This is a genomic window from Amphritea sp. HPY (assembly GCF_050870985.1).
Classification (GTDB): Bacteria; Pseudomonadota; Gammaproteobacteria; order Pseudomonadales; family Balneatricaceae; genus Amphritea.
Genome location: NZ_CP194015.1, coordinates 2,185,242 through 2,201,766 on the forward strand (window position 1 = coordinate 2,185,242; position 16,525 = coordinate 2,201,766).

The 16,525-nt window shown below is 49.9% G+C and carries 14 protein-coding genes; 6 read left to right on the top strand and 8 right to left on the bottom strand.

The genetic code is table 11. From position 1 onward, the window contains the following. The first annotated feature begins 1 nt into the window (after position 1). Entirely contained in the window at positions 2-334 is a 333-nt protein-coding gene (gene nirD, locus ACQUQM_RS09855) for a nitrite reductase small subunit NirD (protein WP_432474306.1), read from the top strand. 43 nt (positions 335-377) lie between these two features. Then, positions 378-3,089 (top strand): nitrate reductase, encoded by a 2,712-nt coding sequence (locus ACQUQM_RS09860; RefSeq protein ID WP_432474307.1) that lies wholly within the window; start codon positions 378-380, stop codon positions 3,087-3,089. Between the two features lie 47 nt (positions 3,090-3,136). Here the strand turns inward: ACQUQM_RS09860 and ACQUQM_RS09865 are convergent, their stop codons facing one another. Continuing rightward, positions 3,137-3,517, bottom strand: a complete 381-nt coding sequence (locus ACQUQM_RS09865; RefSeq protein ID WP_432474308.1) for a diacylglycerol kinase — start codon at positions 3,515-3,517, stop codon at positions 3,137-3,139. 281 nt (positions 3,518-3,798) lie between these two features. On the opposite strand from ACQUQM_RS09865, the gene ACQUQM_RS09870 reads away from it, so the two are divergent. The 4 genes from ACQUQM_RS09870 (at position 3,799) to ACQUQM_RS09885 (ending at position 6,988) form a co-directional block, all read left to right on the top strand. After that, positions 3,799-4,014, top strand: a complete 216-nt coding sequence (locus tag ACQUQM_RS09870) for a hypothetical protein (protein ID WP_432474309.1) — start codon at positions 3,799-3,801, stop codon at positions 4,012-4,014. A 143-nt stretch (positions 4,015-4,157) separates the two neighbouring features. Then, a complete protein-coding gene (gene dusA / locus ACQUQM_RS09875) occupies positions 4,158-5,165 on the top strand; it encodes a tRNA dihydrouridine(20/20a) synthase DusA (RefSeq protein ID WP_432474310.1) in 1,008 nt (335 codons plus the stop codon). Positions 5,166-5,262: 97 nt separating this feature from the next. Continuing rightward, the gene (gene tal, locus ACQUQM_RS09880; RefSeq protein ID WP_432474311.1) at positions 5,263-6,222 is read left to right on the top strand and encodes a transaldolase; all 960 of its coding nucleotides are present in this window, start codon (positions 5,263-5,265) and stop codon (positions 6,220-6,222) included. Positions 6,223-6,802: 580 nt separating this feature from the next. Then, positions 6,803-6,988 carry a hypothetical protein gene (locus ACQUQM_RS09885; protein WP_432474312.1) on the top strand — a complete coding sequence of 62 codons (186 nt, stop codon included), beginning with the start codon at positions 6,803-6,805 and terminating at the stop codon, positions 6,986-6,988. 217 nt (positions 6,989-7,205) lie between these two features. Here the strand turns inward: ACQUQM_RS09885 and ACQUQM_RS09890 are convergent, their stop codons facing one another. From ACQUQM_RS09890 to ACQUQM_RS09920, 7 genes are all read right to left on the bottom strand, one after another. Continuing rightward, positions 7,206-7,922: an MlaA family lipoprotein gene (locus tag ACQUQM_RS09890; protein WP_432474313.1), complete on the bottom strand. Its 717-nt coding sequence runs from the start codon at positions 7,920-7,922 to the stop codon at positions 7,206-7,208. Between the two features lie 201 nt (positions 7,923-8,123). Further along, positions 8,124-9,020, bottom strand: coding sequence for a porin (locus ACQUQM_RS09895; RefSeq protein WP_432474314.1), 897 nt, complete (start codon positions 9,018-9,020; stop codon positions 8,124-8,126). A 415-nt stretch (positions 9,021-9,435) separates the two neighbouring features. Beyond that, the gene (gene hrpA / locus ACQUQM_RS09900) at positions 9,436-13,359 is read right to left on the bottom strand and encodes an ATP-dependent RNA helicase HrpA (RefSeq protein WP_432474315.1); all 3,924 of its coding nucleotides are present in this window, start codon (positions 13,357-13,359) and stop codon (positions 9,436-9,438) included. 128 nt (positions 13,360-13,487) lie between these two features. Then, on the bottom strand, positions 13,488-14,264 hold the full coding sequence (locus ACQUQM_RS09905; protein WP_432474316.1) for a class II glutamine amidotransferase: 777 nt from the start codon (positions 14,262-14,264) through the stop codon (positions 13,488-13,490). Positions 14,265-14,267: 3 nt separating this feature from the next. After that, positions 14,268-14,729 (bottom strand): bactofilin family protein, encoded by a 462-nt coding sequence (locus ACQUQM_RS09910; protein ID WP_432474317.1) that lies wholly within the window; start codon positions 14,727-14,729, stop codon positions 14,268-14,270. Beyond that, positions 14,669-15,628 carry a M23 family metallopeptidase gene (locus tag ACQUQM_RS09915; protein ID WP_432474318.1) on the bottom strand — a complete coding sequence of 320 codons (960 nt, stop codon included), beginning with the start codon at positions 15,626-15,628 and terminating at the stop codon, positions 14,669-14,671. Before ACQUQM_RS09915 ends, ACQUQM_RS09910 begins: the two co-directional genes overlap by 61 nt. 133 nt (positions 15,629-15,761) lie before the next feature. Continuing rightward, positions 15,762-16,511 carry a TIGR00266 family protein gene (locus tag ACQUQM_RS09920; protein WP_432474319.1) on the bottom strand — a complete coding sequence of 250 codons (750 nt, stop codon included), beginning with the start codon at positions 16,509-16,511 and terminating at the stop codon, positions 15,762-15,764. Between the last annotated feature and the right edge of the window lie 14 nt (positions 16,512-16,525).

Here is a 16,525-nt window from a genome sequence, read left to right on the forward strand (position 1 = left end):
CATGAGTAATACATCCTGGACCGATATCTGCAACAAACAAGACCTGGTCGCTAACTCCGGTGTTTGTGCGTTGGTTGAAGAGCAGCAGGTGGCACTGTTTTATATGCCCGCTGAGGATACCGTGTACGCGGTATCGAACTACGATCCTTTTGGTAGTGCAAACGTATTGTCCCGGGGCCTGATCGGCTCGCTGGGTGAGGACCTGGTAGTGGCGTCGCCTTTATATAAGCAACATTTTTGCCTGCGTAGCGGGCGTTGTCTGGAAGATGAAACGCAGAGTATTCCCGCCTGGCAGGCGCGCCTCAATGGCGACCGGGTTGAGATACAGCTATAACCTCATACCTGGCGACTGATTAATTATTACAGAAGCGATATTGATGAATACACCCGCAAACATCCCGACAGCTGAAATCACAGCATCAACAGTAAAGACTACCTGCCCATACTGCGGTGTCGGCTGTGGTGTTGATGCAAAAGTTTCAGACGGCCGGCTGATTGCGGTCAGCGGTAGTCAGGACCATCCAACAAACCGGGGACGGCTATGCGTCAAAGGTTCAAGCCTGCATGAGACGACGTCGCTGGAAGGTCGTTTATTAGAACCACAAGTGAATGGTCTGCCGGTAAGCTGGGACCAGGCGATCGGCCATGTCGCAGATGGCTTCAATCAAATAATCAGGGAGCACGGCCAGGATGCGGTAGCCTTCTACCTCTCGGGCCAGATTCTCACCGAAGACTATTACGTCGCCAACAAACTGATGAAGGGGTTTATCGGCTCCGGCAATGTCGATACCAATTCCCGGCTCTGCATGTCGTCTGCGGTTACCGCCCATAAACGCGCCTTTGGCGCTGACGTGGTGCCCGGTTGCTATGAAGATCTGGAGCTGGCGGATCTGTTAATCCTGGTGGGCTCGAACGCGGCCTGGGCTCATCCTATCGTGTATCAGCGTATAGCTGCGGCCAAGCAGGCCCGACCAGAGATGAAGGTAGTGGTAATTGATCCACGCCGTACCGCAACCTGTGATATCGCCGATATACATCTGCCCCTTAAGCCCGGCAGCGATGGCTATCTGTTCTCCGGTCTGCTCAGCTACCTGGCAGACAATGACGGCCTCGACAATGGCTACATTAAGCAGCATACCGACGGCTTTAACGAAGCACTGAAGGCGGCTCAAACCAGCTCCCCTGACCTGCTTACCACCGCAAGCCAATGCGAGCTTGAGCCTACACTACTGGAGCAGGTCTTCGACCTGTTCCTCAATAATGACCGCTGTGTAACCCTGTTCTCCCAGGGCATTAACCAGTCCTCTACCGGTGTAGATAAGGGCAATGCAATTATTAACTGCCATCTGGCCAGCGGCAAGATTGGCAAACCGGGTGCCACTCCTTTCTCTATTACCGGACAACCTAATGCCATGGGTGGCCGGGAAGTCGGCGGGCTGGCCAATCAGCTGGCTGCCCACATGGATTTCAGCGATCCGGAGAATATCGACCTGGTGGAGTCGTTCTGGCAGGCACCAAACATGACCCACACAGAAGGCCTGAAAGCGGTCGATATGTTCCGCGCCGTGAATGAGGGGAAGATAAAGGCGATCTGGATTATCGGCACTAACCCGGTGGTCAGCATGCCGGATTCAAACTTCATCCGTGAAGCCCTGCAGCGCTGTGAACTGGTCGTTGTATCTGACTGCAACGAGATAACCGACACCACCCTTTGTGCTAACGTTCTATTACCAGCCACGACCTGGGGCGAGAAGGAAGGCACAACGACCAACTCCGAACGCCGTATCTCACGCCAGAACAGTTTTCTGCCGATACCGGGTTCTGCGCGACACGATTGGCAGATACTCTGCGATGTGGCTAAGAAAATGGGCTTCAGCGAAGGCTTTAACTTTACCGACTCAGGTGCAGTATTCCGCGAGCATGCTAAGCTATCAGGCTATCGAAACACTTTACCTAAGGGCAAGTTACATAAGGAGAAGTTATCTAAGAGCAAGGGCCAGCGGCTATTTAATATCTCGGCTCTAAGCCTCCTCAGCGATACAGAACTTCATAATCTGCCCCCACAACAATGGCCCGTTACCAATTCACGACAAGACAGCACGCGTTTATTCAGTGACGGTCAGTTCGCAACCATTGATGGCCGTGCCAGACTAATACCAATTCAACCTGCACTACCCGCTTTTCCTACAGACACTGAGTTTCCTCTGGTACTGAACACCGGCCGAATCCGCGACCAGTGGCATACCATGACCCGTACCGGTAAAGCGCTCAGACTACTCAACCACATCGACGAACCCTATGTCGAATTGACCGACTCAGACGCACAGCGTTTCGGCGTAGAACAAGGCGCAATTGTCGAGGTCAGCAGCCCGCTGGGACGCTGCGTTGTTAAGGCGATGATCAGCCCAGCGCAGCGTGAAGGATCGCTGTTTATGCCGATCCACTGGAGCGATCAGTTTGCCGCCCACGCCCGGGCTGACAGCCTGATCCATCCCGTTAAAGACAGCTTGTCAGGACAGCCCGAATCCAAGCACTCCCCGGTAAAAATCCGACCATTAGCGATGGCATGGCAGGGCGTTATACTGAGTCGCAACGAACTGCCATCACTGGCAACAGAATACTGGTGCAAAACAGCAACCGAATATGGCTACCGCTATGAACTGGCGGATGCGACACAGCCGATATCCTGGCCGCAATGGCTACAAACGGTTACCGATCCCGGCGAGGATTACGTGGAACTGAGTTCGAGCGGGAGCGAACTGTATCGCCTGGCGAGCTTCATGAATGATCGGCTGGAACTGCTGTTTATGGCGACTACTGGGTCCTCTAAACCGACCCATAACTGGCTGGCAGAGCAATTTGCCAAGACCAGTCTGAACCAGGAGCAGCGTTTGGGCTTGCTTTCGGCACGAGCCGTGGAACCCACCGAAGATGTCGGCGCAATCGTCTGTGCCTGCTTTCAGGTTGGTGAGAACAGTATTAAACAAGCTATTGCAGAGGGCGTTGATAGCAGCGAAAAACTGGCAGAGAAACTAAAGTGCGGCAGTAACTGCGGTTCATGCCTGCCGGAAATCAAGGCGCTGTTATAAACAGCGCCTTCCATAAAAAGACACTGGCTTAATCAGTTACGTTTGTCTTAAAAATTCAGATAGCCATTATCATAAAAAACGCACAACCAAACTATGGCTGTCATCATCAGCATAATAAAGACCGCGGCGGACCCCATATCCTTAGCCCGACCGGCAAGTTCGTGGTATTCCGGCCCCCAGCGGTCAACCACAGCCTCAATAGCCGAGTTAACAATCTCAAACGCCAGCACCAGAAAACAACACGCCAGCAACAGCGCCAGCTGCATACCACTTTCTGCAAGCCAGAAAGCCGCCGGAACCATCACAAAAAGCGAGGCAACCTCATAACGAAATGCAGGCTCTTCCCGGTATGCCGCAGCAATCCCCTGAAACGAGTACTTAGTGGCGTAATAAAAGCGAGACAGGCCGGTCTTTTTAACTTGATTCATGTTTTTACCATGTCTTTACCATGTATTAACAACAGGCAACGATTAATAAGCCGGGATTAAACCATGAAAATAAACACTTCCGCTATTTAAATAGTTATTTCAACTGCGATATCAACTTAACCAACACTGGCGATGATGCTACAATTTATGCGATGCTTGCACTTCTCGCTGCAGGCACCCCACCACGGAAGAGATCTGAGCTTTTACTGCTTTAATATTTTTACCTCGCTCAGATTCAGTATGGAAAAACATTATTGAGTTACCCGGATATATTTACCCCCATGAATAGCTGTACCGCTGATGACAAGCTGATGGCGCTAAGCCTCGAGCAACTGGATCAATTACAAAGAAAACTGGACCTTAAAGTCGCTGAAAAAAAAGCGGCAATAAAACAAGCCAGTAAAGCGCCGCCAAGAAGCCAATCCGATATTGAAAAGCTGGCCGACCTGCAAGGGCTCGACCTTAGCGGCCTGATGCGTGAAATTTCTAAGCGCTAAGCCTGCTCGCTAAACAGTGTGATACAGGAGATATCACTCGTTCTGGTATATAATCCGGCGCTTAATGCAAACTATAGCGATGACCTTATTTCCGGCCGTTGACGAATATCCGTCTATAGCCTTTTTATAGCTGACAGCTTTCTATGACAACCCAGACCGATACTGACACCACCGCACCGCTCCGCCCGGCGCTTAACCGCACTTTCTGCGTTGCACCTATGATGGAGTGGACCGATCGCCATTGTCGCTACTTTCACCGCCTGATTTCCCAGAACGCAGTGCTCTACACTGAAATGGTGACCACCGGTGCGCTGATCCACGGTGATACTGAGCGCTTCCTGCGGTACAGCCAGCAGGAACACCCGATCGCCCTGCAGCTGGGCGGTAGCAATCCGCAAGATCTGGCGCAATGCACCCGCATGGCCGAAGATTACGGCTATGATGAGGTCAACCTTAATGTCGGCTGCCCCAGCGACCGGGTGCAGAACAATATGATCGGTGCCTGCCTGATGGCACATCCGGAACTGGTTGCCGAATGCCTGACTACAATGCAGCGCGACGTGGATATTCCGGTAACCGTAAAGCACCGCCTGGGTATCGACGACATGGACAGCTACGAAGAGCTGCACCAGTTCGTCGCAACAGTGAAAGAATCCGGCTGCAACACCTTTATCATCCATGCCCGCAAAGCCATTCTTAAGGGCCTCAGCCCGAAAGAAAACCGCGATATACCACCGCTGAAGTATGACTGGGTATACCGCATCAAGCAGGTATTTCCAGAACTTGAGATTATTATCAACGGCGGCATAAAAACCCTGCGGGAATGCCAGGAGCACCTTCAGCACCTGGATGGCGTAATGGTTGGCCGCGAGGCGTATCAGAACCCCTATATGATGGCTGAAGTCGATGCTCTGTATGGCGCAAACCTGACCCCGACTAGTCGCTTTGAAATAATGCAACGCATGCTGCCCTATATTGAGCAGCAACTGTCTGAGGGCGCCTACCTTGGCCATATCAGCCGTCATCTGCTGGGCCTGTTCCACGGCCAGCGCGGCGGTCGCCAGTTCCGCCGCTATATCAGCGAAAACGCGCATCGTCCTGGGGCTGGTATCGATGTGATTAAGCAGGCAGTAGAGAAAGTCGCCTGTTAATAAGATATCTATACAGAACTGAACTGAACTGAACTGAACTGAATTAGAGAGTACTGAACAGTACTGACGCATACCGAATTTACAGGAAAACAATAATATGGAAAGCCAACTGGATCAGTTAAAAAAGATCACTACAATTGTTGCCGATACCGGCGATATTGAAGCGATAAGACAACTAAAGCCGGTCGATGCCACCACCAATCCATCGCTGCTGCTGAAAGCCAGCCAGAACCCTGACTACCAGCCTTACCTTGAAGCGGCAAAACAGTGGGCTGTGCAGCAAGGCGGCAGCTCTGACGAGATGCTGGCCAATATGACCGATAAACTGGCGGTACACGCCGGCTGCGAAATCCTGTCACTGATTCCGGGCCGCATCTCCACTGAAGTTGATGCCCGGCTGTCATTTGATACCGCTGCGACTTTAGAAAAAGCCCGTAAACTAATCAGCCTGTACAACGATGCAGGTATCGCTAACGATCGGGTACTGATCAAGATAGCATCGACCTGGGAAGGCATTGCCGCGGCACGTATTCTGGAAAAAGAGGGCATTAACTGCAACCTTACCCTGCTGTTCGGCTTTTCCCAGGCTATCGCCTGCGCCGATGCCGGTGTCTTTCTGATTTCACCTTTTGTTGGCCGCATTCTGGACTGGCATAAAGCCAACAGCCCTGAAGGCACTGACTTCAGCGGCGCCAGAGACCCGGGTGTAATCTCAGTCAGCCGGATCTTCAATTACTATAAGCAGCACAACTACAACACCGTAGTAATGGGCGCCAGCTTCCGCAACAGTGAAGAAATCCGCCAATTGGCCGGTTGCGACCGCCTGACTATCAGCCCTGCCCTGATCAACGAACTGGCAAACACTAACTTGCCGCTGGATCAAAAGCTGTTCGGCAATAATCCGATTTGCAATGACAGCAAGCTGGAGAATAGTGAAAGCGGATTCCGCTGGGCGATGAATGAAGATGCGATGGCCACCGAGAAACTGGCCGAAGGTATCCGCAACTTTGCCGCTGACCAGTTAAAATTGGAACAGCTGCTGACAGCAATGAACTAAAAGCGCCTGACAAAGCTCATCATTAAAAAGCTTATAATTAAAAATTTCAGGCGTTAAAAAGGGCTCTGAGACATCCAGTCCAGAGCCCTTCACCCAGCATCCCTGCCGGCAGCTATCTCTTCCCTGAATAGCCGTGGAGCAGTTTGAGCCTACCCGGTACCACCAACCTTAAAAAGACTGATCCGAATAAACCTATACTACGTCGCAGATACATATGCAGATACAACAGCAGGTACTACTCTTCGTCCCTGAAGATTTAATTTCCTTTTCATCCTACAATCCACAAACCCATTCTACATAACCCACAATGGGCATCTATAGGAAATATTCCTATTTTAAAAACACAAGACCTGTGTGTGTTAGCAGACCTAAACAAGACAAGCTCAGGCAAATAATCGAACAGCCTACCAGGATCGTCATATTACTGAAAGACAGAGAGATACCGGCAACCACCCGCTCGGTAATTACAATTTACTATATAGCTCTCACATAACAGTATAAAAAACAACCAGCGTTTTCAGTTTTGTTTCAGGATCTGAACTTATATTGACATTACATACACGGTAGCGAGGAAAAAATCATGAAAGCTTTAAAAATGACAGGCATCGCTTTTATTCTGGCAATGCTTAGTGCTGTAACAGTTCAGGCAAGCTCTCTGGACACTGTTCACCCTTATTCAAACTTTGCCATTGATGTTACTGATCCACATATGGAAGGTGAGATGAGTGAAGATAGCCAAGGCACCTGGGGCCGTGACAGCAACTAATTTAAAGAAAATGGATACACAGGTTCAGAATAAACCTCATATCCGGAGATACTATAAGCAGCGACCTGAAGCAGCAGTAAAGAACAGCACTGCGCATTAAACTTCAGGTACACTTAACTGCCAGATCTGGCAGTCAGGTCCGCCTGATATAGCTCTCCGGTTATTTTTTGTCATCAGCTGGCAATTTAAGCGCCTCAGATAAACTCAGACCGTTCAACTAAAACTGATCATCATCAAAGTCAGCTGAAACCTCACCATCATTGACCATAAATTCACGACGCTGCAGGTATGCATCGCGAAGCGCTGTATATCGGTCACCATTCAACAGGCTCTCAGCCGCCAGTAGTTGCGCCCGATTGTCGATAATACGCACTCCGTACAGCGAATTGCGGGTACGGATATGATCAACTTCACCCACCGGATCAACCATCGAATCAGGAATCAGACCCAAACCATCACGCACGTTAGATGGCCCCAGCAAAGGCAACACAAGGTAAGGGCCGGTCTGCATGCCCCAATAACCTAAAGTCTGACCGAAGTCTTCATTATGTTCCGGCAAGCCCATCGGCGTTGCGACATCGATAAAACCCGCCAGACCGATGGTTGAGTTAAACACCACCCGGCTCATATCCTGAACCGCAGCCTCACCTTTAAGCTGTAGCAGGTTATTAAGAAAACTGCCGACGTCGGACAAGTTACCGAAAAAGTTACCAATACCGGTTTCTACTATATCCGGGGTAACCGCTTTATAGCCTTTAGCCACCGGCTTCAACGCATAGGAATCCAGCGTATCATTGAACTCAAACATAACGCGGTTAAAGCCTTCCCAAGGGTCGGACTCGGTCGGACCAGCTATAGCACTATAAGAAAAGAGGCTCAGAACAAGAGCGACGATACCAGTTGGCAATACAGAATGACGAAAAGAATCCTTCATAAGCAAAATTCCTTAACAGAACGATAGAAAAGAGAGACAGAAGAATTGTGCAACACAACAAAAAGATAAGCGAGCTAAAAAATACCCGAACTGGGAGCCTGAACTCAAAAGACAAACAATGAATTTAAAAAATTAAGTTCGGAAATTAAAAAAGGGCCCCGAAGGACCCTTTTCTTAGCTTAGCTCTAATCTTAAGAAAGATTAGAAGTCTACGCGGTAACCTACAGCTACAGAGTCAGAAGCGTCGTCGTGAGCTTCAGCATCAGAATCAGCCATAACTACAGTCGCGAATACACGCGCCTGAGCACCCAGCTTCTGCTGAACTTCCAGAGCAACCTGAGAAGCGCTCTCATCGAAGTCTACGTACTGAGCCAGTACTTTAGTGTTACCGAATGCGTAAGAACCAGCAACTTCAAAAGTTTCCTGCTTGTCAGAAGACTTAGTTTCGTTATCGCTGATCAGAGCCGCAACGTACAGATCACCGGCAGAGTAGCTAGCAGCAAACTGGTTGATATCGTCGTCAGCAGCTTCCAGGTGAACCTGGGAAGCACCTACAGAGAAACCACCCATAGTGTAGTGAGCTGCGATGTTGTAAGCATCTGCATCATCAGTGTCAGAACCGCCATTGTCTGCAGCAATAACAACTGCAGCCAGCTTCAGACCAGAGATATCTGGAGTGATATAAGCAATAGTGTTGCTCTGACGACCAGCGTTTCCGTAGTCAGCAGTTGGGTTAGAACCGTGGTCCAGGATATCAGTCTTGAAATCGGTCCACATAGTATGAGGAGTCCACTGACGACCCATAGAACCTGTACCGTAAGAACCGGTAACACCAATTACAGCCAGACGACCCGCGCCAACGTTACCAGTTTCTTCCTCTGCCTTAAATTCAGACTGGAAGAAAGCAGTCGCGCCAGAGAACAGCTCAGAAGTACCCTTGATACCGATACGTGAAGCATTGTCCTGAACGTCCAGAGACGTGTCATCTGCATCAACAACTTTCATACGCAGAGAGCCGTACAGAGTAGCGTCAGCTTGTGCAACCATTGGTACAGTCAGTGCACCGGCAACAGCCAGAGCAATAATAGACTTTTTCATCAACATTTTCCCCTTCAATATTTAACGTACTAGTAGTTAAACTTTATTATTTCTTAGCGCTTTACTGCCGGAACACCCTTCTATGTGCTGCTCCAACGCTCAGCTAACCAAGAAAATACTATAATTTACGATCATTTCAAACAGTTGAAAGAAAAAAAATTCAATCTTCTGCCTTTTTCTACTGAATCGAATTAAAATCCGATCTTTTATAATCTTATCGTCACACTAGTAAGCAAGCTTTAATTTAATAGTAGAAACAGCCAAAAACACCGGGCAATTTCACTTTAAAACGACACAAAAAATAGCTTGGCTTAAATAAATTTGACGCATTACAGCACAGCCACGTTTAAGGCGCAACCGTTTTACGCACAGTTTAAAGGGCAATTTACGTTACACAAAAGTAGTATGATCTGGGTCAATTAGCGATCGTCTGCCACTGCTGTTTAAGGCGCTTCTCTGACACCGTGGTCTTAGTTCCCAGCTGTTGCGCAAACAGCGAGACCCGGTACTCTTCAAGCATCCAGCGGTACTCTTCCAACCCGGCGCTGAATTCATGTTGTAACTGTTCAGCTTCACGTCGCTTCTGGTACTGTGCCCAGAACTGCTGTAACTGTTCGCTGAGCATCCTTTGTCGGGGCAGCTCGCGGCGGTATTTTTCCAGCCGCAACTCTATGCCTTTAAGGTAGCGTGGATATTCATTCAGTGACTGCCAGTTATGTAACAGTAAAAAATGTTTCGGGAACAGCTGACTCAGCTGCTGTTTAATATCATTGAGCACCGTGACCGCCTGCAGATCGATACCGCCGGATAATATTTTCTGCAGACCGTGTTGCTGTTTAACAATACTGTGCAGATGCTCTGCGACTTTTATTGTCAGGTCGCAATACTCGGATCGTTTATTATTTAAACAGTTGTCAAACTCTGTTTTATTTCTAACCAGTTTCTGACCATCGACAAAAACCCTTAATACGCCCTGCATCAGGCAATCATCCTGCAGGGTATTTTTATTCTGTATTTTGCCGCATAGCATGGCGCTTTCCTGAAAGCGGGGTAAGCGGGATTTGAGAAATCGCACCTGTTCATTCAGCTGTAACAGATAAAGCCGGGCCAGGCCAAACCGGGTAACATGATCAGCCAGCCCTTTCGATTCGAATACTTTCAGCTCGACACTATCGCCACAATCGACAATGCCCGGATACACTTCAACTTTAAGACCTCCGGCCTGCTTCAGACGGATTGACTGTGGCAGTTCGTCAAAATCCCAGCCGGTAATACCCTTGCGCCCCCAGCTTTCCGACGGCGCCTTCGTCAGCGCCTGTTCGGCTTTCTTGCCAAAGCCCTGCTTAAGCAACTGCCAATCCCTGCCTTCCGTCTGCTTTCGGCCTTTCTCATCCAGCAGCCGGATATTCACCCGGTGATGGTCATCGACATCGACCGCCAGCAGGTCTTCTTTGGTGATTCTGGCACCGGTCATACGCTTCAGGTGTATTGCCAGCGCTTCACACAGTGACCCCTGACCAAACTGAACCGCTTCGAGAAACGCATCAACATAATCAGGGATAGGCACAAAGTTCTTACGCAGCTGTTTCGGTAGCCCCTTCAGCAGGGCTATACATTTGTCTTTCAGCATACCCGGCACTAACCATTCGAGTCGCTCCAGAGGTAACTGATTGAGTAACACCAGTGGCACCTGCAGGGTCACGCCATCATCTTTAGCACCCGGATCGAAGTTATAGGTTAACTTAAGTTTGGCGCCATTCAGATTAAGTCGCTCCGGATAACTGTCTGCAGTCACATGATCGGCAGAACGCTGCAAGATATCTTCTTCACTGAGGAATAACGCTTGTGGGTTATCCTGTTCGACCTTGCTGCGCCAGCTTTCGAAACCCGCACCATTGACCACCCGCTCGCCTTTTAACTGCGCCATACGCTCCGCATAAAAGTCATATAAGGTGTCTTCATCGACTAACAGATCCCGTCGCCGGGTCTTTGCTTCCAACTTTTCTACGCTGGTCAGCAGCTGACGGTTATGACTGAAGAACTTGCCTTTGGTAATAAAGTGACCTTCCACCAGCGCCGAGCGAATAAAGATCTCACGGCTCACCTGCGGATCGATCTTGCCGAAGTGTACTGTACGCTTAGGTACGATAACCAACCCATACAGGGCAACCTGTTCGTCAGCGACGACCTGGGCCTTCTTTTTCTCCCAGTGGGGCTCAAGATAACTGCGTTTAACCAGACTCGGCGCCAATGACTCGGCCCACAACGGATCAATTTTGGCCACCATACGGGCGTACAGTTTTGTCGTTTCCACCATTTCGGCGGCCATGATCCACTTCGGCGACTTTTTATGCAGGGCTGACCCCGGGAAAATATAAAAGCGCCGATTGCGAGCGCCCAGGTACTCCCTGTTTTCCTGTTTAAAACCCATATTCCCCAGCAAACCTGATAACAACGCCTTATGCACGGCATCGTAGCCTGCAGGCTGCTGGTTTTCGCTGTACTTCAGAGATTTACAGACCAGGTGCAACTGCCGATGTACATCACGCCATTCACGCATGCGCGGATAGGAGAGAAACTGTTTCTGGCAAAACTTGCGCAGCTGATTCTGGGTCAGCTCCTGCCGCTGCTCCTCATAGGACTCCCAAAGCTTCACCAGGGTAACGAAATCGGAATCTTCATCGGCGTATTCAGCATGTTTCTGATCGGCCGCCTGACGCTTATCCATCGGACGTTCGCGGGGGTCCTGCACGCTCAGCGCGCTGGCGATAATGATCATCTCCCGCAGGCAATTATTGTTAACCGCCTCCAGCAGCATCCGGCCGATGCGGGGATCTATCGGCAATTTACTTATCTGTCGCCCTTGCCGGGTCAGGTTGCGCTTTTCATCGACCGCCCCTAACTCCTGCAGTAACCGGAAGCCATCGTTGACATAACGAGAGTCCGGCGGATCGATAAACGGAAAAGCATCCACTGCGCCTAAGCGCAGGTTGAGCATCTGCAGGATAACCGCCGCCAGGTTAGTGCGCTGAATCTCGGCATCGGTAAATTCTGGCCGACCCAGAAAGTCCTCTTCGGAATAGAGCCGGATACAGATACCCTCGGCAACCCGGCCGCAACGCCCCTTACGCTGATTAGCGCTGGCCTGGGATACCGACTCGATCGGCAACCGCTGCACCTTTGAGCGATAGCTATAACGGCTGAGGCGGGCATAACCGGGATCGATAACATAACGAATGCCCGGCACAGTCAGGGATGTTTCGGCAACGTTAGTTGCCAGCACAATACGCCGACCGGCACCGCGCTGACCGTGAAAAATCCGGTTCTGCTCTTTCAGGCTCAACCTGGCATAGAGCGGCATTACCTCAAGATGTCGCAACCGTCCTTGCTGCACCGCCCGGCGCAGATACTCCGCCGCTTCACGAATCTCCCGCTCACCACTGAGAAACACCAGAATATCGCCTTGTACCGAACCGCCCTTCTGCCGCTCCAGACGGATCAGCTCTTCGGTTGCGGCAACGATTCCCTCAGGAATCCCAGCGTCCTTGCTATCGCCTATTTCATCCAGCGGCCGATACAACAGCTCAACCGGGAAAGTTCTGCCGGATACTTCGATGATCGGTGCATTGCCAAAATGCTTTGAAAAACGTTCCAGGTCGATGGTTGCCGAAGTGATAATAACTTTAAGGTCGGGTCGCTTCGGCAGTATCCGGTGCAGATACCCCAGAAGAAAGTCGATGTTCAGGCTGCGCTCGTGAGCCTCATCGATAATCAGTACTTCATAACGTTCCAGGTAGCGGTCATGCTGAGTTTCCGCAAGCAAAATACCATCGGTCATCAACTTGACCATAGTATTGTCCTGCACCTGCTCGGTGAAACGCACCTGATAGCCTACGGTACTGCCTAACGGACAGTTAAGCTCTTCAGCAATACGGTTAGCAACCGTGCTGGCAGCAAGTCGACGCGGCTGGGTATGGCCGATCAAACCGTTACGTCCCAAGCCCAGTTCGAGACAGATTTTAGGCAGCTGGGTAGTTTTGCCGGAGCCGGTCTCACCGGCAACGATCACCACCTGATTATTTGCAATCGCCGTTGCGATCTCCTCCCTCCGGCCGGATACCGGCAGGTCGGGAAAGCTTATCGTCTGATTAAAACTGCGCTTTGCCACCGCATCGCCAGAGCGCTGTAACAAAGATTCTATCTCCGTTAATATCTGATCAGATGGTTTTTGCTGTTTAATTCGCAATTCCAGCTGCTGGATCTTTTTCCGAATCCGGAAACGATCCGCAATCAGGCACTGGTCAAGCTGTCGCAATAGCTGTTTAGTCTGGGAAGTCACGATAATGGCTAATGTGTCTGTAGTTATAAAAAGATTATAAGGCTCTAAATATAGAAATGGCGCCTGCAATAGCGCCACTCTTTAGTACTGAAATCACTCTGGGTACTGAAATAACAGGAGGGAGGTAATCAGTTCATAACCACCGGCAAACCGTCCTTAAAGGTAATCATATCCCCGGCCTGCAGCCTTTCCCACTGCTCATTATTGGTCAATGGTTCAGTGGCTATGACAGTCACGATATCGTTCGAGGTCGTCTCTTCACAGAAATCAACAGTCAGTTCGGCATCGGTCAGTCTCGCCTTACCAAAAGGCGCTCGCCGGGTAATCCAGGACAGTTTGGTAGTGCAGTATGCAAACAGGTAACGGGATTCGCTCAGCAGCATATTAAATACCCCTAGCGCCCGTAGTTGATCGGCACATTGCTGAATAACCGCAGCGACTTCTGAAAAATCATCAGGCCGCCGGGGAAACTGTTCACGCACCTGCCCCAACAACCAGCAAAAAGCATATTCGCTATCGGTACTACCCACTGGATGATAATGCGTCAAAGGCAGTGAAAACAACGCCGGATCGAGCTGGCCATTATGGGCAAAAGTCCAGTGATAACCCCAGAGCTCACGACTAAACGGATGGGTATTTTCCAGGCAGATATTGCCAACATTTGCCTGCCGGATATGACTGATAACAGTCTTACTCTTAATCGGATGACTTCTGACAAGACGGGCAATTTCTGACTGGCAACTGGGCGCGGGGTCATGAAACGCCTGCATCCCCTTACCTTCGTAAAAGGAGATACCCCAGCCATCACGATGCGGGCCAGTCTCGCCGCCACGTTGCATCAGCCCGGTAAAGCTGAAACAGATATCGGTTGGTACATTGGCACTCATGCCAAGCAGTTCACACATCGTTTATGCCGTTTCCTCATCACCACTCAGGGTGACCTTATCAGGCAGAGTGTCGATCGCATCGATACCGGATTCAATCTGGGCGGTATGCTCGATCACACCCACCTCTTTCATTCTTCGCTCACCGATAAAATTGCCTTCCGGATGGATTGCCATCACTTTACTGATCACCGTCGCAACCACTTTACCACCACGATCAATTTCCAGCTCTTCACAAACCACTTCACCTTCCAGCAAACCACATACTGCAATCTGGTTCGCTTTTACCACGCCATGCACGTGGCCATTCTTACCAATAGAGATATTATCCAGTGAAGAGATATTACCTTCAAACACACCATCAATATGCATCTTGCCAATAATACTCATATCGCCGCTGAACTTGTTACCCTCGGCAATAATGGTTATTGCTGAGCCGTTTGCAGCGCTTGATTTAGCGGATACATTTTTCTTAAGGAAGCCCATTTTACACCTTTAACTGAAGAAAATAGCGAATCAAAATTGCTGATATTCCATGCCAGAAACGGCTCAGGATCAATTGGCGTGAACAGTCGTCGCACTTCATAATGGAGGTGCGGTCCGGTCGAGATACCGGTATTACCACTCAAACCTATCAGCTGTCCTTTGCTGACGAAACTACCGCTCTTAACTTTCAGCTTACTATTGTGGGCATAGTAGGTTTTAAAACCCAGACTATGCTGGAGAATAATCAGGTTACCAAAGCCACTCTGCTTATGATAACCGGCATACTCGACCACACCGTCAGCGGTAGCATAAATAGGGGTACCGGTATTGGCCTTGAAATCGATACCGTTATGCTTAATGCGCTTTTTATGGATCGGATGGGTACGCATACCAAAACGATCACTTACCCGAATACCCTGAATCGGAACGCCATTGGGGATACTGCTCAGGAAAAACAGCCGTTGATTAGCCAGCACAGTTAACTCATCGGCCCGCTGCGCCGTCATCTCGTCAGTTGCGGGCAAACCTAGCAAGTCTTCCAGGCCATAGAGACTGGCATCGAGGGTTTCATTTAACTCTCCGATGCGCAGATTTTCTTCCTGTAGCTGGTCGCGCTCAACTTTCAGGTCGAGCAGGGTATGAGAAAGCTGATCAAGCTGCCCCCGCTGCAGCTGCTGGGTACCCAGGGTCAGTTCATACTGACTGGTCAGGGTACCAATACCCTCCTCCAGATCCTGCAGATCATCATTGGTTTTAACCAACAACAGATTGGAAAAGAAGAAACTACAAACAGACATGACTAAAAACAGCGCCAGCAGATACTTGGCCAACTGCCCCAGGGTATATTGGCGGGAGCCCTGGGCTGTCGTTAGTGTAATGACCAGTTTTTTCTGCAACATCCGGACCGCTTGCCTTTAGCAACTATAAGTAAAAACTATAAAATTGTGGTGGGAATATACCCGTATTGAAACAAAAAGTCATAGTTTCACCCCACAAAAACATCTCAGATTATGAAGCTATTACAGGTAGCATTCAGTCTTCGCCTTTGTCTGCCCCACCGAGTGCAGGGGCTGCAGAAACTATCCGGTCAGCAAGCCGCGAGAAAGGCAGACTCTGAACCCAGACAGTTCCGGTTCCGGAGACTGTCGCCAACCACAGACCCTCACCACCGAGCAACATCGATTTCAAACCTTTGACCATCTCTATGTCGTAGCTGATACCTTCACTGAAGCCAACCAGACAGCCGGTATCGATACGCAAGGTTTCATTATTCAACTTTTTCTCAACCACGCTGCCACCGGCCTGAATGAAGGCCATACCATCGCCTTCCAGCTTTTGCAGTACAAAACCTTCGCCACCAAAGAAACCCGCGCCAAGCTTCTTCGAGAATGCCACCGACAAACGGGTGCCCAAAGCGGCACAAAGAAAGGCATCCTTCTGACAATAAAGCCGCTCTCCGGTCTGTGACATATCCACCGGCACGATAGTACCGGGATAGGGCGCAGCAAAAGCAGCCCGACGTTTTTCGCTGCCGCTATTACTGAAGTGGGTCATAAACAGGGATTCGCCGGTAATCATCCGTTTACCCGCGGAGAACAACTTGCCAAACATCCCCTGATCAGGGTCTGCGCCATCGCCCATCTTGGTTTCAAACTCGACATCCTGTTCGATATAATTCATGGAACCTGCTTCTGCGATGACGGTTTCACCCGGATCCAGTTCCACTTCTAGCATCGGCATTGAGCTGCCGATTATTTCATAATCCACTTTATGACAACGCATGCTATCTATCTCCT